The sequence below is a fragment of the Streptomyces lancefieldiae genome, from assembly GCF_031845825.1.
GTDB classification, from domain to species: Bacteria; Actinomycetota; Actinomycetes; order Streptomycetales; family Streptomycetaceae; genus Streptomyces; species Streptomyces lancefieldiae.
The window spans coordinates 1-21539 of sequence record NZ_JAVRFH010000060.1 but is presented as its reverse complement, the minus strand read 5'-3'; the positions used below and the strand labels follow the sequence as shown (position 1 = coordinate 21539).

Genomic DNA, 21539 nt, shown 5'->3' with positions numbered 1-21539 from the left:
GGGCGGATCAATGGCGGGCGGAGCCCAGTTCGTTGTCGATGAAGCTGAAGATCTCGTCCACCGACGCCGAGGCGAGTGCTTCGGCCGCGTCGACGTCGTCCTCCTCGGCGCCCGCCTCGCCCGCCGCAGCGGTCTCGATGCGACCCATCAGGGCGCGCAGCCGCGAGGACACCGTCGTGGACCAGGCATCGTCGCCGAGCATGGGCAGGAGTCCCTCCAGCTGGTCGAGCACCTCCAGGACCACCTGCTGGGAATCGGCCTCCTGAGGGGTCAGCCGTTCGCGCAGATAGGTGGTGAGGGCCGAGGGGCTGGGGTGGTCGAAGACCAGCGTCGGCGACAGTCGCAGGCCGGTCACGGCACTGAGCCGGTTCCGGAGCTCCACGGCGGTCAGTGAGTCGAAGCCCATTTCCTGGAAGGCGCGGTCGGCGTCGATGCCATCCGGGTCCGTGCGGCCGAGCACGGCCGCCACGTCCGCGCGCACCAGGGAGAGAATCAGCTGCTCCTGCTCGCGGTCGGTCATCTCGGTCAGGCGGTCCGCCAGTTGGTCCTGGGTGGAGATCTCGCCCGCGGTGGGACGGGAGATCGGCCGGCCGCCGGCCGCCAGGGTGCTCAGCAGCACCGGCACCCTGGCCTGGGCCCGCACCGCGGCCAGATTCACCGGTAGGGCGACCAGAGCCGCCCGCTCGTCGGCCGTGGCGCGGTCGAACAGTGCTCTGCCCTCCGCCGGGTCCAGAAGTTCGAATCCTTCCAGAGCAAGGCGGTCGAGGTCCTTCTTGTCCAGGCCCGCGTCCGCTCCGCCCCGCTCCCACACACCCCAGGCGATGGAAGTGGCGGCGAGGCCCCGGGCGCGGCGGTGGGTGGCGAGTGCGTCGAGGAACGCATCGGCCGCCGCGTGGTTGGCCTGACCGGGCGCGCCGAGGACGCTCGCCGCGGAGGAGAACAGCACGAACGCCGACAGGTCCTTCTCGCGGGTGAGCTCGTGCAGGTGCCAGGCCGCGTCCGCCTTCGGCCGGAGCACGGTGTCGAACTGTTCCGTGGCGAGGTTCCGGACGAGGCCGTTGTCCAGGACGTCGGCCGTGTGTACGACGGCGGTCAGCGGCCGGTCGTCGGGGATCTCGGCGAGTACGGCGGCGAGCGCCTCGCGGTCACCGGCGTCACAGGCCGCGAAGGCCACCTCTGCGCCCAGCTCACGCAGCTCCGCCGCCAACTCGTCCGCGCCGTCGGCCTGGTCGCCGCTGGGGGAGAGCAGCAGCAGGCGCCCCGCCCCGTGCTCGGCGGCCAGGTGCCGGGCGAAGTCGGAGCCCAGGGCGCCCGTGCCGTCCGTGATCAGTACGGTGCCGTCACCCCAGTCCGGGGTGTGTCCGCCCGACGCGGTGGCCGGTACGCGCTTGAGCCGCGGCACCCGGACGGAGCCGCCGCGTACCGCGGCCTGTGGCTCGCCGCCGGCGACCACCGTCGCGAGCGCCGCGGCGGCGTCGAGGGGGTCGACGTCGGTGTCGGCGATGACGAACCGGTCGGGTGCCTCGGACTGGACCCCCCGCAGCAGGCCCCAGACGGCGGCGCCCGCGAGGTCCGTGACGTCCTCGGTGGCCTCGGTGGCGACGGCACCTGAGGTCACCACGACCAGCGGGGTCCCCTCCAGCCGGTCGTCGGCCAGCCACGCGCGTACCACCTCGACGGCTCGCGTCGTCGCGGTGCGTACCGCGGCGTCCGGGGCGCCGGGCGTGGCGGGCCAGGGAAGCAGGACGGCGTCGGTGGGCCTTCCGGTGCCGATGGCCCGGGCGACCGCTTCGACGTTCTCGAAGTGGCCCTCGCCCGTGGTGCCCGGGGCGATCACCGCGAGAGCGGGGGACATGGGCCTGTCGGGCAGCACGGCCGACACCCAGACCTGCTCCAGGAGCGCGTCCTGGAACGCGCCGCCCACCGGGGTGAACCGCGCGACGGGAAGCTCCTGGTAGGTGATCGCGTCGACGGTGGCGACCAGCCCGCCGGACGCGTCGGACAGGCGGAGCGCCACCGTGTCGTCGTCGGCCGACGAGACCTGGGCCTTGACGGCGGTGGCACCGGTCGAGTGCAGCCGGATGCCCGACCAGCGCACGGCTGCCCGAACGCTCGGTCCCGGCTCCGCTTCGTCCGGCCGGGACGGACCGCGGCCGGGGGGCCGGGGGGTGAACCCCGGCAGGGCCGCGTCCAGCAGGGCGGGGTGCAGGCCGTACGCGCGGGCCTCGGACTGCAGAGCGGCCGGCAGGTGTGCCTCGGTGCCCGTGCCGGCCTCGGCCTCCGGCGCACGGAAGGCGGGGGGAGCGGCGTGGTCGCCGGGGTAGTGGCCCTCGGCAAGAAGGGTCCATGCGGCTTCGGGGACGTCCGGCCGGGCGGAGATGGCCATATGGCGCCGGCCTTCCGCGTCCGGTGCGTCCACGCGCACCTGCACCTGCACGGAACCCTCTTCGGGCAGCACCAGCGGAGTGTGCGCCTCGAGCTCCCCGACGACGGGACTGCCGGTCAGCTCACCGGCACGCACCGCCAGCTCCACCAGTGCGGCGGGCGGCAGCACCGGGCGGCCCAGCACCTGGTGGTCGGCGAGCCACGGGTGGGTGCGCAGGGACACCGAACTGATGAACACGGTCTGCCCGGTCCCGGCCACCGTGATGGGGAAGCCGAGCAACGGGTGCCGGTCGGTCCCCGGGCCCGGGGCGCCCGATTCGACGGGCAGCATGTCGAGCCAGTAGCGCTGGTGCTGGAACGCGTAGGTCGGCAACGGGACCTGGCGGGCACCGGTGGACGCGTAGTAGGCGTGCCAGTCGACGGGCGTGCCGTGCGTGTGCAGTGCGGCGATCGCGGAGGTGACGGTCGACGACTCGGGACGGTCCCGGCGCAGCGACGGTACCGCGCACGTCATGGTGGCGGCGGCCAGAGCGGTGAGGACCGGGTCGGGCCCGAGTTCCAGGGTGGTGGTGACGCCCTCGGCCTCCAGGGTGCTCACGGCGTCGGCGAACCGGACGGTGCCGCGCAGATGGCGCACCCAGTAGTCGGCAGTGGTCAGGTCGTCGCCCGTGGCCGTCAGGCCGGTGAGGGTGGAGACGACCGGGATGCGCGGCGCGTGGTAGGTCAGCCCCGATGCCACCTTCCGGAACTCGGCCAGTACGGGCTCCATGTGCGGAGAGTGGAAGGCGTGGCTGACCTTGAGCTGCCGGGTCTTGTGCCCCTGCTCCTGGAGCCGGGCGGCGATGTGGTGCACGGCGTGCTGGTCGCCGGAGATCACCAGGGACTGGTGCGCGTTGACCGCGGCGAGGGCCACCTCCGCCTCGCGCCCGGCGAGCAGTGGCGCCACGAGTTCCTCCTCGGCCTGCACGGCGATCATGGCGCCGCCCGGCCGCGCCGCCTGCATGAGCCGGCCGCGTGCGGTGACCAGGGTGGCCGCGTCGGCGAGGGTGAGGACTCCGGCGACGTGGGCCGCGGCGAGTTCGCCGATGGAGTGTCCGGCGAGGTAGTCGGGTGCGACGCCCCAGGACTCGACGAGGCGGTAGAGGGCGACCTCGACGGCGAAGAGAGCGGGCTGGGTGAATTCGGTGGAGTCCAGGCCGACGCCGTCGGCGATCACGTCCAGGACCGGGCGGTCCAGATGCGGGTCGAGTGCCGCTGCCACAGCGCCGAGGGCATCGGCGAACACGGGGAACGCGGCGGCCAGCTCCTTCCCCATGCCCACGCGTTGGGACCCCTGCCCGGTGAAGAGGAAGGCCGTACGCCCGTTCCCCCGGGTGCCGCGGAGCAGCGTCGGGTGCGGGGTGTCCTGGGACAGCGCACGCAGGCCGGCGAGCAGTTCGTCGCGGCTCGACGCCGTGATCGCCGCCCGGTGGTCCAGGGCGGCACGGCCGGTGGCCAGGGAGAAGCCCACGTCGGGGCAGGAGAGCTCCTCGGACGCCTTGACGTACGCGTACAACCGCGCCGCCTGGTCGCCCAGGGCACCCACCGTCTTGCCGGAGACGAGCCACGGCACCGCTCCCGGCAACGTGGCTGCCCGCTCTGCCTCGGCCACGGGCTGGTCCGTGCCGTCCTCCTCCGCCGGGGAGGAGCGGTGTTCCTCGACGATCACGTGCGCGTTGGTTCCACCGAAACCGAACGAGGACACCGCGGCGCGACGCGGCTGCTCCTCCCTGGTGGTCCAGGGGCGGGCTTCGGTGAGGAGTTCGACGGCTCCGGAGTCCCAGTCGACCATCGGGGTGGGTTCGTCGACGTGCAGGGTCCGGGGCAGTGTGCCGTGGCGCATCGCCTGGACCATCTTGATGATCCCGCCGACGCCCGCCGCGGCCTGTGCGTGCGCGATGTTGGACTTGAGCGAGCCGAGGTGGAGGGGGCGGTCGGCGGGGCGGTTGCGGCCGTAGGTGGCGAGGAGGGCCTGGGCTTCGATGGGGTCGCCGAGTCTGGTGCCGGTGCCGTGTGCTTCGACGGCGTCGATGTCGGCGGGGGTGAGTCCGGCGTCGGTGAGGGCCTGGCGGATGACGCGTTCCTGGGCGGGGCCGTTGGGTGCGGTGAGGCCGTTGGAGGCGCCGTCCTGGTTGACGGCGGAGCCGCGGATCACGGCGAGGACCCGGTGTCCGTTGCGGCGGGCGTCCGAGAGCCGCTCCACGAGCAGCAGGCCCACACCTTCGGCCCAGCCGGTGCCATCGGCGTCGGCGGAGAAGGACTTGCTGCGGCCGTCGGGCGCGAGCCCGCGCAGCCGGGAGAACTCGATGAACGCCACGGGCGTCGACATCACCGTGGCACCGCCGGCGAGCGCGAGGTCGCACTCGCCGCGGCGCAGCGCCGAGGCCGCGAGATGCAGGGCCACCAGCGACGAGGAACAGGCGGTGTCCACGGACACGGCCGGTCCTTCCAGCCCGAACGTGTAGGAGATCCGGCCGGAGGCGATGGAACCCGCGCTCCCGCTGAACAAGTAGCCCTCGAAGCCCTCCGGCGGCAGGTGCGGCCGTGATCCGTAGTCGTTGTACATGACGCCGGTGAACACGCCGGTGCGGCTGCCCTTCACCGACTGCGGGTCGATCCCGGCCCGCTCGAAGGCCTCCCACGCGGTTTCCAGCAGAAGCCGCTGCTGCGGATCGGCGGCGAGCGCCTCACGCGGGGACATGCCGAAGAGCTCCGGGTCGAACTGGTCCGCGTCGTGCAGGAAGCCACCCTCCCGGGCGTACGACGTACCGGACTGCTCCGGTGCCGGGTCGTAGAGCCGTTCCAGGTCCCAGCCCCGGTTCGCCGGGAACCCGGACACGGCGTCGGTGCTCTTGACGACCAGGTCCCACAGGTCCTCGGGCGAGTTCACACCGCCCGGATAGCGGCAGGCCATGGACACGATGGCGATCGGCTCGCGAGCCCTGTCCTCGACCTCGCGAAGACGGCGCTTCGCGTCACGTGCGTCGGTGATGGCCTTCTTGAGGTAGTCGCGGAGTTGCGCCTCGTCAGCCACGTGAATTCAGCTCCCGGGGATCGGTGTGTTCGGTGTACGTGCGCGGCCGTCCGGCCCGCGCGGGGGCGCGGACGGGCCACTGCGGCGTTCCAGGTGGGGCGGCAGGCCGGCACGGCGTGCCGGGCGGGGGCGTCGATGCGGTCACGTGGGCCTCACTCCGCTTCGTCGAGCAGCGCGAACAGCTCTTCGTCGCTGGCCGAGTCCAGGTCCGCATCGTCGGCGGCGGGCGCGGCCACGCCGCTGGATCCCCCCGAGGCTTCGGCCGCGGCGAGCAGTTCCCGCAGCCGTGCCGCGATGCGTCCGCGTGCCTCCTCGTCGGACGAGGACGAGCTGATCGCCGTCTCCAGACCGTCGAGGGACGCCAGGACCGGGTCGGCCGCCGAAGCCTCCTCGACCGCCAGTTCGCCGAGGACGTACCCGGCCAGGGCCTGAGGTGACGGGTGATCGAAGACCAGCGTGGTCGGCAGCCGCAGTCCGGTCGCCCGGTTCAGCTGGTTGCGCAGCTCCACCGCCGTCAGGGAGTCGAAGCCCAGTTCCTGGAAGGCACGGTCGGGTTCGATGCCGCCCGGGTCGTCGTGTCCGAGCACGGCTGCCACCTGGGTGCGCACCAACTCGGTCAGGAATCGCTCCCGCTCGCTCACCGGGAGGCTCGCGAGGCGCCGGGCGAGCGGCTCCTCCCCGGGCGCCGCGCCGGCGGCTGCCGTGTTCGTCGCCGCCCTGCGCCGGGCCGGGGGCGCCAGCGCCCGCAGCACGGGCGGTAGTTCCTCGCCGCGGGCGCGGAGCGCCGCGGCGTCGAGGCGGCTGACCGCGAGCACGGCTTCGCCGGTGGCGGGCGCCATGTCGAACAGCGACATCGCGTCCCGATTGGTGAGGGGGAGGAGCCCCAGCTGGGCCAGGCGCCGCAGATCCGTCCGGTCCAGGCCCCCGGAGATGGTGCTGGTCTCGCCCCACAGCCCCCAGGCGAGTGAGGTGCCGGGCAGCCCCTGGGCACGCCGGTGGGCGGCGAGCGCGTCCAGGAAGGTGTTGCCGGCCGCGTAGTTGGCCTGTCCCGCGGTCCCGACCAGGCCGGCCACCGACGAGTACAGGACGAACGCGGTCAACGGCGCGTCCCGGGTCAGTGAGTGGAGCAGCCAGGCCGCGTCCACCTTGGGCCGCATGACGGTCTCCAGCTGCTCGGAGCTCAGCTGCCCGAAGGTGGTGTCCGCCAGGACGCCCGCGGTGTGCACGACGGCGGTCAGCGGGTGCTCCCGCGGGACGCCGGACAGGACCTCGGCCAGGGACGCGCGGTCCGTCACGTCGCAGGCGGCCACCTCGACCTCGGCCCCCAGTCCGGTCAGCTCCGCGTGGAGTTCGGCCGCTCCCGGGGCGGCCGGGCCGCGGCGGCTCAGCAGCAGCAGCCTGCGGGCGCCGTGTTCGGTCACCAGATGGCGGGCGAGCGCGGTGCCGAGCGTGCCGGTGGCCCCGGTGATCACCACGGTGCCGGTGTCCCAGCGAGGCGTGTCCGCCCCGGTGCTCGGAGGGCCGGTGCGGGCCAGGCGCGGCACGGACAGTGTGCCGCCGCGCACCGCCACCTGCGCCTCGCCGCAGGCCACCGCGGCGGCCAGTCCCTCGTCGGGGGCACCGGACGCAGGGTCGAGGTCGACGAGCGTGAGACGGTGCGGGTTCTCCGCCTGCGCGGACCTGATCAGGCCCCACACCCCCGCGTGCGCCAGGTCGGTGACGTCCTCGGCACCGACCGCCACGGCACCCCGGGTGACGATCACGAGTCGCGATCCGGCGACACGTTCGTCGGCGAGCCACGCCTGCGTCGTCTCCAGGGCCCGCCGAACGGCGCGCCGAGCCCGCTCGGGGAGGGCGACGCCGCCGTCCCCGTGGTCCCCGCCCTCGTCGAACGCGGGCAGCAGCACCACGGGAGGCACCGGGCGCCCCGTGTCCAGGCCGTCGCCGAGGGCCTTCGGATCGGCGTACACGGAGTCGACCCCGAGGCCAGGGCCCGCCCCGGGGCCGCCGAGCACCGCCCAGTCGGCGACGGAACCGGGCTCCGCGGCGGCCGGCAGCTCCGTCCAGCCGACCCGGAGCAGCCCGTCACGGGCCGTGGCCGTACCGGCCTGGCGCAGCGCCTCCTTCGACAACGGCCGGAGCATCAGGGACTCGACGGTCGCGACCGGTGCCCCGGTACCGTCCGCGACGGTCAGCTCCGCCTGCAGGGAACCGTCACCCGCACTGGTCGTGCCCAGGCGCACCCGCAGGGTGGTGGCGCCGGTCGCGTGCAGGTTCGCGCCGGACCAGGAGAACGGCAGCCACGAGGTGCCGTCCTGCTCCGCGACGCCCGGCAGCAGCGGGTGCAGAGCGGCGTCCAGCAGCGCGGGGTGCAGCCCGAACCCGCCCGCCGCGGACCGCAGTTCGTCGTCGAGGGTGACTTCGGCGAACAGTTCGCCGTCGCCCTTCCACAGGCGCCGCAGGTTCCGGAACGCCGGGCCGTAGCCGTAGCCGAGTGCGTCGAGACGGTCGTAGGCACCGTCGAGTTCCACCTCCTGGGCTCCCGCCGGCGGCCACGACGTCAGGCCGACGCCCGGCACGGCGTCCGCCGAGACCAGTCCTTCGGCGTGCGCGGTCCAGGGCTCGTCCGGGCCTGCCCCGTCGTCGTCCGGCCTCGCGTACACGGTGACCGGCCGGCCGCCGGCGGCGTCGGGTTCGCCGACGACCACCTGGAGCTGCACACTGCCCTGCTCGGGCAGCACGAGCGGAGCGGACAGCGTGAGGTCCACCACGTGGTCGCAGCCCACTCGCTCACCGGCCGTCAGGACCAGTTCCAGCAGGCCGGTCGCCGGCACGAGCACCGTGTCGTGCACCGCGTGGTCGGCGATCCAGCCGTGGCTGCGCCGGGAGATCCGCCCGGTGAGCAGGTACGCGTCCCGGTCGGCGGTGCGCACCGCGGCGCCGAGGAGGGGGTGGCCGGCCGAGGCGAGACCGAATCCCTCGGCGTCGCCCGTCGTGACCGGCCCCTCCAGCCAGTAGCGCTGGTGCTGGAAGGCGTACGTGGGCAGCTCTTCACGGCGTGCACCCGGGTACAGGTGCGACCAGTCGGCAGCCGCGCCGCGCAGTACCGCCTGGGCCACGGCCTTCGCGAAGGTACTGGCCTCCGGCCGCCCCGACCGCAGTACCGGCACGAGCAGCCCCGCGTCCGTGGACAGGCAGTCCTGCGCCATCGACGTCAGAACGCCGTCGGGGCCCAACTCGACGAACTCGGTGACGTCCTGCTCCTCCAGGCGGCGGATGCCGTCGTGGAAGCGCACGGCCTCACGGATGTGCGTCGCCCAGTAGTCGGGAGAGGCCAGTTGCCCGGCCGTGGCGAGCTCGCCCGTCACATTGGACATGACGGGAATGCGCGGCTCGTGGTAGGTCAGCGTCTCGGCCACCGAGCGGAACTCGTCGAGGACGTCCTCCATGTGCGGCGAGTGGAAGGCGTGGCTGACCGGGAGCCGCTTGGTCTTGCGGCCCTGGTCGCGCCAGTGTGCGGCGATCCGGTCGACCAGGGCGTCGTCACCCGAGACCACCGTCGCCCGTGGCCCGTTGACGCCCGCGACGGCCACGCTCCGCGGGTCGTACTGCGCGAGGTGGGCCCGTACCTCCTCCTCGCCGGCCTGCAGCGCCACCATCGCACCGTCCTCGCGAGCCGCCTGCATGAGGCGACCACGCTCGGCCACCAGGGTGCAGGCGTCCGGAAGGTCGAGGACCCCGGACGCGTGCGCGGCGGTGATCTCACCGATGGAGTGGCCCATGAGGAAGTCGGGGGAGAGACCGTGGTGCAGGGCGAGCCGGAACAGCGCGGTCTCCACCGCGAACAGTGCGGCCTGCGTGAACACCGTCTGGTCGATCAGCGCCGCGTCCGCGGAGCCGGGCCGGGCGAACAGCACGTTCTTGAGCGGGTACGTCAACTCCTGGTCGAGATGCGTGCACACCTCGTCCAGAGCCGCGGCGAACACGGGGTCGGACGCGTACAGCTCCTGCCCCATGCCCAGGCGCTGACTGCCCTGACCGGTGAACAGGAAAGCGGTCTTGCCGCGTCGCCCCGTGCCCGCCCGGACCACGGACGGCGACTGACCGCCCTCGGCGAGGGCCCTGAGGCCGGAGAGCAGTTCGTCGCGGCTCGTGCCGACGACGGCGGCGCGCCGGTCCAGTCGGGCCCGCAGCGTGGCGAGGGAGAAGCCGACGTCCACGGGGCGCAGTCCGGGCCGTTCGGCGAGGTGGTCGTGGAGTCGCCGTGCCTGTGCCCGCAGCGCGCCCTCGTCCTTGGCCGACAGGAGCAGCGGCAGTGCGCCGTCGACCTCGCCTGCCGCCTCGTCCGCGGGCGGCGCGGGTTCTGCCGGTGCCTGTTCGAGCAGGACGTGAGCGTTGGTGCCGCTGATGCCGAACGAGGAGACACCGGCGCGTACCGGACGTCCCGTCCGCGGCCACGGCCGTTCTTCCGTGAGCAGTTCGACCGCGCCGGAGTCCCAGTCGATGTGGGGCGACGGGTTCTCCGCGTGCAGCGTGCGCGGCAGCACCCCGTGGCGCATGGCCTCGATCATCTTGATGACACCGCCGACTCCGGCGGCGGCCTGTGCGTGCCCGATGTTGGACTTCAGCGAGCCGAGGTACAGCGGGCGGTCCGCGGGCCGGTCCTGACCGTAGGTCTCGAGCAGCGCCTGTGCCTCGATGGGGTCACCCAGACCGGTGCCGGTGCCGTGCGCCTCGACGGCGTCCACCTCGTCGGGGCCGAGCCCGGCGGCGGCCAGGGCTTCCTGGATCACCCGAGCCTGCGAGGGCCCGTTGGGGGCGGTCAGACCGTTGCTCGCACCGTCCTGGTTGACGGCGGTGCCTCGTACGACCGCCAGGACCTCGTGCCCGTTGCGGCGGGCGTCGGACAGCCGTTCCACGAGCAGCAGGCCCACGCCCTCGGCCCAGCCGGTGCCGGAGGCCTCGGCGGCGAACGAACGGCACCTGCCGTCGGCGGAGAGGCCGCGCTGCCGTGAGAACTCCACGAACGTGTTGGGCCCGGACATCACCGTCACACCGCCGGCCAGGGCGAGTTCGCACTCGCCCTGCCGCAGGGCGTTCGCGGCCAGGTGCAGCGCGACGAGCGACGACGAGCAGGCCGTGTCCACGGTGATGGCGGGGCCCTCCAGACCGTACTGGTAGGCCAGGCGGCCGGAGACGACGCTGGAGAGGTTGCCCGCGAGCAGGAAGCCCTCGAACTCCTCCGGACTCCTGGCCAGCCGCGATGCGTAGTCGTCGTACATGGCGCCGGCGAACACACCGGTCCGGGACCCGCGCACCGACGCCGGGTCGATTCCGGCGCTCTCGAACGTCTCCCAGGCCACCTCGAGCAGCAGCCGCTGCTGCGGGTCCGTGGCGGTGGCCTCGCGCGGCGACATCCCGAAGAACGCCGGGTCGAACAGGTCGGCCTCGTGCAGGAAGCCGCCGTGCCGGGTGTACGAGGTGCCCGTGTGCTCCGGGTCCGGGTCGTACAGGCCGTCCAGGTCCCAGCCCCGGTTGACGGGAAACTCACTGATCGCGTCCGTGCCTTCGGCGACCAGGCGCCACAGATCCCCGGGAGAGCGCACCCCGCCCGGGAAGCGGCAGGCCATGCCGATGATCGCGATCGGCTCGTCCGTGGCACCGCGCCGCACCGGTGCGGCGGCCACGGCGGGCTTGGCGCCGTCCACCACCTTGCCGTGGAGATACGCGGCGAGGGCCGACGGCGAGGGGTGGTCGAACACCAGGGTGGCCGGCAGCCGGAGCCCGGTCGCCGCGATCAGGCGGTTGCGCAGCTCCACCCCGGCGAGCGAGTCGAAGCCGATGTCCTTGAAGGCCCGCTCCGGCTCGATCCGGTCCGCGCCGGTGTGTCCGAGCACCCCGGCCACGACGGTCCGGACCAGTTCCATGACGGCGCCCAGGCCCTCGCAGTTGGGCATCGCGGCGATCTGCCCGGCCCAGGCACTGGCGTCCGAGGTCCCCGTCGGCGCGGCCTTGGCGGCGGACCGGCGGCCGCGCACCAGCCCCCGCAGCGGCGCCGCGGGAAGTTCACCGGCCACGCGCATACGGCCCAGGTCGAGCTTGGCCGGCACGGCGAGCGCCCTGCCGCCCTCGACGACGGCCGCGTCGAACAGGGCGAGCCCGGTCTCCGGCGTGAGCGGCGTGATGCCGGCCCGGGTCCAGCGCGCCAGGTCGGCTTCGCCCAGGTCCGCGCCCATGCCGTGGGTGCCGTCCCACAGCCCCCAGGCCACGGAGGTGGCGGCCAGGCCGCGGGCGCGGCGATGCGCGGCGAGTGCGTCGAGATACGTGTTGGCCGCCGCGTAGTTGGCCTGCCCCGCGGTGCCGGTGATGCCGGACACGGACGAGAACAGGACGAAGAAGGAGAGCGGCTGGTCCGCGGTCAGCTCGTGCAGATGCCGGGCGGCGTCCGCCTTCGGCCGCAGCACGGCCGTCAGCTGTTCGTCGGTCATCGCGTGCACGGTCGCGTCGTCGAGGACGCCCGCGGTGTGCACCACGCCGGTGAGGGTGTGCCCCTGCAGGGCGGCCTCCAGGGACGCCCGGTCGCTCACGTCGCAAGCGGCGATGGTGACGTGAGCCCCCGATCGGGTGAGCTCCGCCGCCAGCGCGTCGGCCCCCGGGGCCTCGGGGCCGCGCCGGCTGGTCAGCAGCAGTTTCCGTACGCCGTACTCGGCCACCAGGTGCCGGGCGAACAGACCGCCGAGACCGCCGGTGCCGCCGGTCACGAGGACGGTGCCGTCCGGGTCGGGTTCCGGTGCCCGGGCCGAGGGGTCGATGGCCGCGCGCACCAGGCGCGGCACCCGCAGCTCCGCACCGCGTACCGCGACCTGCGGCTCGCCCGTGGCGACGGCGGCGGCGACCAGCTCCTCGGCCTGCGGGGTGCCGTCGACGTCGATGATCGCCACACGGTCGGGGTGCTCGGACTGGACGGACCGCACGAGGCCCCACACCGGTGCCCCCGCCAGACCGCGGACCTCGTCGTCGGGCAGTACCCCGACGGAGTCGCCGGTGACGAAGACCAGCCGGGAACCGTCGAACCGCTCGTCGGCCAGCCACTGCTGAGTGAGCGCGAGGACCCTTCGCAGGCTCCGGTGCGAGGACGATGCCGTGTCCTCGCTGCCGAGCCGTGCGACCCGTACGAGCAGGACGTCCGCGTCGAACGCTCCCGGCAGGTCGTCCTCGTCCGTCTGCTCGAGCATCCGGAGCGCGGAGCGGTCCCCAGGAGCCACGACGGGCCACTCGACGTGGAACAGGGCGTCGCCCGGGCCTTGCGCCCGCGGCGCGACACGGTCCTTGGCGACCGGCCGCAGCGTCAGCGACTCGACCACGGCGACCGGCTCCCCCGTCCCGTCGAACAGGTCGAGCCGCACCGCGTCGGTACCCGCTTCGGTGATCACGACCCGCAGGGATGTCGCCCCGGAGGCACGCAGCACTCCACCGCTCCAGGCGAACGGCAGCCGGATCTCCTCGGGCCGGCCGCTGTCGGCGGCCGCGAGGACGACCGGGTGCAGTGCGGCGTCCAACAGCGCCGGGTGCAGCCCGAACCGGGCGGCGTCCTCGTGCAGTTCGGCGGGCAGCGCGACCTCGGCGTACGTCCGGTCCCCGGCCCGCCACAGACCGCGCAGACCCTGGAACGCGGGGCCGTACTCGTATCCGAGGCCCGCGAGTCGCTCGTACACGTCGTCCAGAGGGGTGGCGTCCGCCTCCGTGGGCGGCCACTGCGCCGGCGGTTGCTCCGGCAGTCCGCCGGTGGCGGCGCTCGTGTCCAGGGCACCGGAGGCATGCCGAGTCCACGGCAGGGCCTCGCTGTCGTCGCCCTCGGGCCGGGAATGCACGCTGAACGGGCGGAGCCCCGAGGCGTCCGGCGCGGCCACCACGAGCTGCAGCCGCACCGCCTGCCCCTCGGGCAGCACCAGCGGTGCCTCCAGGGTGAGCTCGGCGACCCGTCCCGCGCCCGCCTGGTCCCCGGCGGCCACCGCGAGTTCGAGGAAGGCGGTCGCGGGGACGAGGACCGTGCCGCTGATGCTGTGATCGGCCAGCCATGGATGGCTGCTCAGGGACAGCCTGCTGGTGAACACCAGCTCGTCGCGGTCCGCGAGCGGCACCGACGTCGCGAGCAGTGGGTGCTCCGCCGGGTCCACGCCGAGACTGCGGGCATCGGTGCGGGGCTGCGGCAGGAGCCAGTAGTGCTCGCGCTGGAACGCGTACGTCGGCAGTTCGACGTGCCGGGCGCCCGTGCCCTGGTAGTACGCCTCCCAGTCGACCGCCGGGCCGCGCACCGCGGTCCGCGCGAGCGCGGCGACGGCCTCCGGCACCTCGTCCCTGCCGCGGCGCAGCAGCGGTACGAAGACGGCGTCGCCGGCGGTCTGCTGACCCATGGCCGTGAGGACGGCGTCGGGGCCGAGTTCCAGGTACGTGGTGACGCCCTCGGCCTCCAGCCGGCGGATGCCGTCGGCGAAGCGGACGGCCTCCCGGACATGGCGTACCCAGTACCCGGGGTCGGTGAGTTCGGTGGCGGGCTCACCGGTGACGTTGGAGATCACCGGGATCCGGGGCTCGTGGTAGGTCAGGGACGCGGCCACCGCGCGGAACTCGTCGAGCATCGGCTCCATGAGCGGCGAGTGGAAGGCGTGCGAGACCTTCAGCCGGGTCGTCTTGCGTCCCTCGCCCTCGAAGTGGGCCTTGACGGCGAGCGCCTGGTCCTCGTCACCGGAGATCACCACGGCCTCGGGCCCGTTGATCGCGGCGATGGCGACCTGGTCGGTGAGGTGCGGCAGGACCTCCTCCTCGGTGGCCTGGATCGCCACCATCGCGCCGCCCTCGGGCAGGGCCTGCATGAGCCGGCCGCGTGCGGTCACCAGCCGGGCGGCGTCGGAGAGCGACAGGACCCCGGCGACGTGGGCCGCGGCTGTCTCACCGATGGAGTGCCCGGCCAGGAAGTCGGGCCGCAGGCCCCAGGACTCCACCAGGCGGTAGAGCGCCACCTCGATGGCGAAGAGGGCGGGCTGGGTGTGTTCGGTGCGGTTGATCCGCTCGGAGTCCTCGCCCCAGACCACGTCCCGGAGCTCTTCGCCGATCTCCGCCAGTACGGCGTCGAAGGCCTGCGCGAAGGCGGGGAAGGCGGCGTACAGCTCCCGACCCATGCCCAGTCGCTGGGAGCCCTGCCCGGTGAACAGGAACGCCGTGCGGCCCTCCTGGGCGGAGCCGGTGATCACTCCCGGGGCGGTTTCGCCCCGGCTGAGTGCGCCGAGCCCGGCGAGCAGCTCTTCGGTGTCGGCCCCGGTGATCGCCGCGCGCCGTTCCCAGGCGGTGCGGGTGGCGGCGAGGGAGAGGCCGATGTCGGCGGGGCTCGGCTCCGGACGGTCGGTCAGGTGCGACAGCAGCCGGGCGGCCTGGGCGCGCAGCGCGGTCTCGTCCCGGGCGGACAGCATCCACAGCGGCCGGACCTGGCGGGCGCCGGCGGCGGGCCTGGGTGCCTGGGGGGTGGGCTCGGCCTGCTCGATCACCACGTGCGCGTTGGTGCCGCTGATGCCGAAGGACGAGATGGCGGCCCGATGGGGGCGGCCCTCGGCGGAGGGCCAGGGCCGGGCCTCGGTGAGGAGCTCGAGGGTGCCCGACGTCCAGTCGACGTGCGGCGTCGGTTCGCTGATGTGCAGGGTCCGGGGCAGTGTGCCGTGGCGCATCGCCTGGACCATCTTGATGACACCGCCGACTCCCGCCGCGGCCTGTGCGTGTCCGATGTTGGACTTGAGCGAGCCGAGGAAGACCGGCTGCCCGCCCTCGGAGCGCCTGCCGTAGGTGGTGAGGAGGGCCTGGGCTTCGATGGGGTCGCCGAGTCTGGTGCCGGTGCCGTGTGCTTCGACGGCGTCGATGTCGGCGGGGGTGAGTCCGGCGTCGGTGAGGGCCTGGCGGATGACGCGTTCCTGGGCGGGGCCGTTGGGTGCGGTGAGGCCGTTGGAGGCGCCGTCCTGGTTGACGGCGGAACCGCGGATCACGGCGAGGACCCGGTGTCCGTTGCGGCGGGCGTCCGAGAGCTTCTCCACCAGGAGCAGGCCGACGCCCTCCGACCAGGACGTGCCGTCGGCGTCGGCGGAGAAGGACTTGCTGCGGCCGTCGGGGGCGAGCCCGCGTTGCCGGGAGAACTCCACGAACATTCCGGGCGACGACATGACGGTGACGCCGCCGGCCAGGGCCATCGTCGTCTCTCCCTGACGCAGCGAGCGTATGGCCATGTGGAGTGCCACCAGGGACGAGGAGCAGGCCGTGTCCACGGTCACCGCGGGGCCGAGCAGTCCCAGCTGGTAGGCGATCCGGCCGGACATGACGCTGCTGGTGGAGCCGGTGAGCAGGTGGCCCTCGACGCTCGGCGGGGCCTCGTGCAGACGCGGGCCGTAGTCCAGTGCCGTGGCGCCGACGAAGATGCCGGTGCGGCTGCCCGCGAGGCTGCGCGGATCGAGGCCCGCCCGCTCGACCGCCTCCCACGCGGTCTCCAGCAGGAGCCGCTGCTGCGGGTCCATGGAGAGTGCCTCGCGCGGGGAGATCCCGAAGAAGGCGGCGTCGAACTCGCCCGCCCCGTGCAGGAACCCGCCCTCGCGCACCGAGCTCTTGCCGTTGCGCTCGGGGTCCTTGTCGTAGAGGTCCGCCTCCCACCCGCGGTCCTGCGGAAAGCCGGAGATCGCATCGCGCTCCTCCGCGACCAGTCGCCACAGCTCTTCGGGCGACGTGACTCCGCCGGGATAGCGGCAGGCCATACCCACGATGGCGATCGGCTCGTCGGCATGCACGGCCTGGGGCACGAACACGTCGGCGTCGGCGTCCGCCGTGCCGGTCAGCTCGGCACCCAGGTGGGCGATGACCGCGGCGGGCGTCGGGTGGTCGAAGAGCAGTCCGCCGGGCAGGGCGAGGCCGGTCGCGGCGCCGAGCTGGTTGCGCAGCTCCACCGACATCAGCGAGTCGAATCCCAGTTCCTTGAACGGCAGCCGGAGGTCGACCCGCTGGTCCGGGGAGTACTCCAGGACCGCGGCGATCCGCCCGGTCACCAGGTCCGTGACGGCTCGCTCCCGGTCACCTTCCGACAGTCCCGCGAGCCGTGCGCCCAGCTCACCGCGCGGCACCGGGGCCGCCTCCGCGGACCGGGCCGGGGCCGAGGGCGCCGTCCGTTCGACGGGACGGCCGCCGATCCAGTGATGGCTGCGCTGGAAGGCGTACGTGGGCAGTGCGGTGTGTCCGCCGCCGTGCCCGGCGTAGGCAGCCGACCAGTCCACCTCGATGCCGCGCACATGGGCCGTGGCGAGGGCGGTCAGCATCGCCCGCCGCTCGTCGCGCCCCGCGCGCAGCACCGGGACGGCCAGCACGTCCTCTCCCCGCGCCGACGCGCCGACGAGCGCGGCGAGGACGGCGTCGGGGCCGATCTCGACGTAGGTGGTGACGCCCTGGGCGTCGAGATGCCGGATGGTGTCGGCGAAGCGGACGGCCTCGCGGATGTGGCGCACCCAGTACTCGGGGTCGGTGAGTTCGGTGGCGGGCCCACCGGTGACGTTGGAGATCACCGGGATACGGGGCGCCTGGTACGTCAGGGAACGGGCCGTCTCACGGAACTGGTCGAGCATGGGTTCCATGAGGGGGGAGTGGAAGGCGTGGGAGACCCTGAGGCGGGTGGTCTTGCGGCCCAGGTCGTCGAAGTGGGCCTTGACGGCGAGGGCCTCGGTCTCGTCGCCGGACACGACCAGGGATTCGGGCCCGTTGACGGCGGCGACGGTGACCTGGCCGGTGAGGTGCGGGAGGACCTCCTCCTCGGTGGCCTGCAGGGCGATCATGGCGCCGCCCTCGGGCAGGGCCTGCATGAGCCGGCCGCGTGCGGTGACCAGGGTGGCCGCGTCGGCGAGGGTGAGGACTCCGGCGACGTGGGCCGCGGCGAGTTCGCCGATGGAGTGTCCGGCGAGGTAGTCGGGTGTGACGCCCCAGGACTCGACGAGGCGGTAGAGGGCGACCTCGACGGCGAACAGGGCGGGCTGGGCGAATTCGGTGCGGTTGATCCGCTCGGTGTCGTCGCCCCAGACGACTTCGCGCAGGGGGAGGTCGATGTGGTCGAGGACGGTGTCGAAGGCCTGGGCGAAGACGGGGAAGGCCTCGTACAACTCCCTTCCCATGCCGATGCGTTGGGCGCCCTGCCCGGTGAACAGGAAGGCGGTCCGGCCCTCCTGCACGGAACCGGTGACCACCCCTGGAGCGGGTTCGCCCCGGCTGACCGCGCCCAGGCCGGCGAGCAGGGCCGTGCGGTCCTCGCCGAGCACCACGGCGCGGTCGGAGAAGGCGGTGCGGGTGGTCAGCAGCGCATGGCCCACATCGATGGGATCCGACGTCGCGGATTCGGCGGACAGGAAGTCCAGAAGCTTGGCGGCCTGTGCGCGCAGTGCGCCGACACCCCGGCCGGAGACCAGCCACGGCACCACACCGGCCCCGTTTCCGGACGGCGTGGCCGCGGAATCCGGGACGGAGTCCGTCGACGGCCCTTCCGAAAGCACCACGTGGCAGTTGGTGCCGCCGATACCGAACGAGCTGACTCCGGCCACGAGCCGGCGCTCCGGACGGGGCCAGGGAGTCAGCCGGTCGACGACGGCCAGCCCCAGGGCCTCCAGATCGATGGCCGGGTTGGGGGACCGGAAGTGGAGGCTTGCCGGGATCTCCCGGTGGCTGATGCTGAGCAGCGCCTTGATGAGGCCGGTGATGCCGGCGGCACCCTCCAGATGGCCGACATTGGTCTTCGCCGAGCCGACCAGCAGCCGGCCCGAGGCGTCGCGCGCCGAGCCGAGGACCCCACCGAGCGCGTTCGCCTCGATGGGGTCACCCACCGGCGTACCCGTGCCGTGCAGCTCGACGTACTGGACCTCGGAGGGATCGATGCCCGCCTTGGCGTACGCCTCGCGCAGCACCTGCTGCTGCGCCTCGCCGCTGGGCACGGTGAGCCCCGGGGTGGCGCCGTCGTTGTTGACCGCGCTGCCGCGGATCAGGCCGTGAATGCGATCGCCGTCGGCGAGGGCACGGGCGAGGGGCTTGAGGACGACGAGTCCGCCGCCCTCCCCCCGTACGAACCCGTTGGCACCGGCGTCGAAGGTGCGCGGCACTCCGTCGGGGGAGAGGCCGCCGAAGCGCTCTTCGGTGACCGCGGTCTCGCCGAGGATGTTGAGATTGACGCCGGCGGCGATGGCCATGGACGACTCGCCGGTACGCAGCGACTCACAGGCCAGGTGCACGGCGACGAGCGAGGAGGACTGGGCGGTGTCGACGGTGAGGCTCGGGCCGCGCAGGCCCAGGTGGTACGAGACGCGATTGGCGATGATGCCGCGATTGACACCGGTCATCGTGTGCTGCGTGATCGCTGAGGAGCCGTACTGACCGACGAGGCTCTCGTAGTCGGAGCGGATGGTCCCCACGAACACCGAGGTACGAGTGCCGCGCAGGTCGGAGGGTAGGGTCCCGGCGTCCTCCAGAGCCTCCCAGGCGAGTTCGAGGACGAGCCGCTGCTGCGGGTCCATGGCTGCCGCCTCACGCGGCGAGATGCCGAAGAACCCCGCATCGAAGTCGCCGACGTTCTCCAGGAACCCGCCCCTGCGCACACCTGCCTGCGCGGGCGCCTCCACCGATTCCCAGCGGTCGGACGGTACGTCGGTGACGGCATCCGTGCCGTTGCGAAGGAGGTTCCAAAAAGCGGCGGGATCGGGCGCCATCGGCAGTCGGCAGGACATTCCGACGACTGCGACGGCGTCTTTCGCCGCGTGCGGACCCAGGTTCTCCGCAGAACTGCCCTTACTCGTCATCACGCCCGGCTGCCCTTTCCTTGCCGAATTATCAACTGCTCGAAACAACACGAGTTCTGAACATCGATTGACGGGCCCTTGACATCGATTGACAATGTGAATGTCCTCGGCCGCGTCCGGCGCCGTACGCGAGTTGCCTTCACGCGCCGCGCGCGACAGCCCGCTGGAACGTGCCGTCGAAGAACAGCAGGCCGTCGTGGCCGCTGCCGCGCCGTGCCTCGACGACCTGGCCGACGAAGATCGAGTGGTCGCCGAAGCTGTACGCGGTCGACAGATCGCACTCCAGCCAGGCCAGTGCGCCGGTCAGCAGGGGGGCGCCGGTGTGCCGTCCGGGCGTCCAGTCGATCCGGCTGAACTGCTCCGGGCCAAGCGGCCGGTGTTTGTCCGCAAAGAACCGCACCACATCTTCCTGGGTGGCCTCCATGATGGAGACACCGAAGTGACCTGCGGCGGTGATGGCCTCGTGCATCACCGCGCTCCGGCCGACGCAGCACAGCACCGCCGGTGGATCGAGGGAGACGGAGGTGAACGCGTTCGCGGTCATCCCGTGGATGTGTTCACCGCCGGTGGACAGCACGGTGACACCCGTGGCGAACCGCGCCATGACCTCACGCAGCGCGGCCGGGTCGGCGACGGCGGTCGGGCCTCGGTCGGCTCCGACTTCCGTGGTCACAGAGTCCATGTCACGTCCTTCGCGTAATCCATTGCTCCCGGAACATACGGGACCTGAATGGAACGTCTGGAACTGTCGAGTAATTGGCTGCTCAGAGGCCCCGCATACCAGATGTGGCCGACGACACAGCCACTTTCGGACGCCGGGAAGGGAGCGCCACGATCCGGTAATCGGAGCATCTCACGTGGCCGTACCGAAGAATTTCCGGACGGTGATCGCCCGGCACAAGGTGTCGTATAGCTTCCAGGCATGGTCAGTTCACACGAGCGCACCATGAATTCCCCGGCCGGGGATGCCGCCGATATGCCCCGCTGCCTGGCGGAGGCGCTGCAGGAGGGTCTTGCCCGGGCGGCCACCCGGCGTGTGGCCGGTCCCGGGCCGAGAACGCGGTTCCTGTCGATCGGCGTCGCCAAGTGGTCGGTGCCCGCCCGCGCGGGGTGGATTCTGCGGCGCTTCGGGACGGCCTTGGCCGCTGCCCTTGGCCCGAGGGCGGACGAAGCGGCCCGTGACGCCCTCCTCGCGTACGCTCGGGACAGTCTTCTGGGCGCGCGTGACGGCGGTGAGCGGTCCCTGCGGGACGCCGGGGTGACGCCCTACCAGCAGGCCGTCGCGTGTGGACTGCTCATGGAGTGCGTCTGTCTGGAGCTCCTCGAAGCTCCGGACTTCGCGTTCGTCGGCGGAGGTGACGGTGCCGCCCAGGCGGCCGGCACCGTTCGGATGCTGGGTGACCGGCTGCGCAGCCCGGCGGCTCGTGACCGTGTGGAGGACGCCGACTGCTGCCGCAGTGTGCGGCGCAGGATCGCCCGCGACCTGCATGACCACGTGGGCGCGGCGCTCGGCGCGGCGCGCCGTCACCTCCACGGTGCCGTGTCGGAGGCCGGTTCCCCCGCCATGGGCCTCGAAGCCCTGGACACGGCGTTGGGCGAGGCGGAGCACGGCGTGCGGCAGGTGCTGCACGACCTGCACGGCGCCCTGGTCGTGCCGGGGCTGAGGGACGCACTGCACGAGTTCGTGGCGACGGAGTTTCCGCCGAGCACGCCGGTCGCGGTGAAATGGACCGGCAACGAGGGCCTGCTGTCGCAAGCACAACGCCGCGGCATCTTCCTCGTACTGCGTGAGGCACTCCGGAACAGTCTGCGGCACGCGCCCGGGCACGCGGTCACGGTCAGCGTGCGCGTCACCCGCTGGTGGGCCCACGCCGCCGTCCAGGATGACGGCCCCGGCTTCGACCCCGGTCACGCACCCGGCGTGAGGGGCCATGTGGGGCTCGACGCGATGCGCGACCGGATGGAGGACCTCGGCGGCCGGCTGACGGTCACCAGCGCCCCGGGCGACGGCACCCGCGTCGACGTGCGGTTGCCCCTGCCGCGCTGAACCCCGTGGCCCCCACCGGGCCGACAGGCGGTCCGTATCGCTGATCCACTTCGAGAGGGAGCCTCAATCGTGCGCAAGGTGCTCATCGCCAACCGTGGCGAAATCGCTGTCCGCGTGGCCCGGGCCTGCCGGGACGCCGGGATCGCGAGCGTGGCCGTCTACGCGGACCCGGACCGGGACG

4 protein-coding genes and 1 pseudogene are annotated in these 21539 nt (G+C 73.1%); 2 read left to right on the top strand and 3 right to left on the bottom strand.

Features of this window, described 5'->3' with window-relative positions:
• Window positions 1-7 precede the first annotated feature (7 nt).
• The 3 genes and pseudogenes from RM812_RS35145 to RM812_RS35135 all read right to left on the bottom strand — a co-directional run.
• A pseudogene (locus tag RM812_RS35145) lies at window positions 8-5419 on the bottom strand (beta-ketoacyl synthase N-terminal-like domain-containing protein); the annotation flags it as partial.
• Window positions 5420-5610: 191 nt separating this feature from the next.
• Complete coding sequence (locus tag RM812_RS35140; protein WP_311582601.1) at window positions 5611-19311, bottom strand: type I polyketide synthase; 13701 nt, start codon at window positions 19309-19311, stop codon at window positions 5611-5613.
• Window positions 19312-19450: 139 nt separating this feature from the next.
• Window positions 19451-19993 (bottom strand): flavin reductase family protein, encoded by a 543-nt coding sequence (locus RM812_RS35135; RefSeq protein WP_311582557.1) that lies wholly within the window; start codon window positions 19991-19993, stop codon window positions 19451-19453.
• Window positions 19994-20233: 240 nt separating this feature from the next.
• Between RM812_RS35135 and RM812_RS35130 the strand changes: the two genes are divergently transcribed.
• Both RM812_RS35130 and RM812_RS35125 read left to right on the top strand, forming a co-directional pair.
• Window positions 20234-21358 carry a sensor histidine kinase gene (locus RM812_RS35130; protein ID WP_311582554.1) on the top strand — a complete coding sequence of 375 codons (1125 nt, stop codon included), beginning with the start codon at window positions 20234-20236 and terminating at the stop codon, window positions 21356-21358.
• 69 nt (window positions 21359-21427) lie between these two features.
• Window positions 21428-21539: biotin carboxylase N-terminal domain-containing protein (locus RM812_RS35125; RefSeq protein WP_311582598.1), on the top strand; the 112-nt coding region annotated here is incomplete at its 3' end.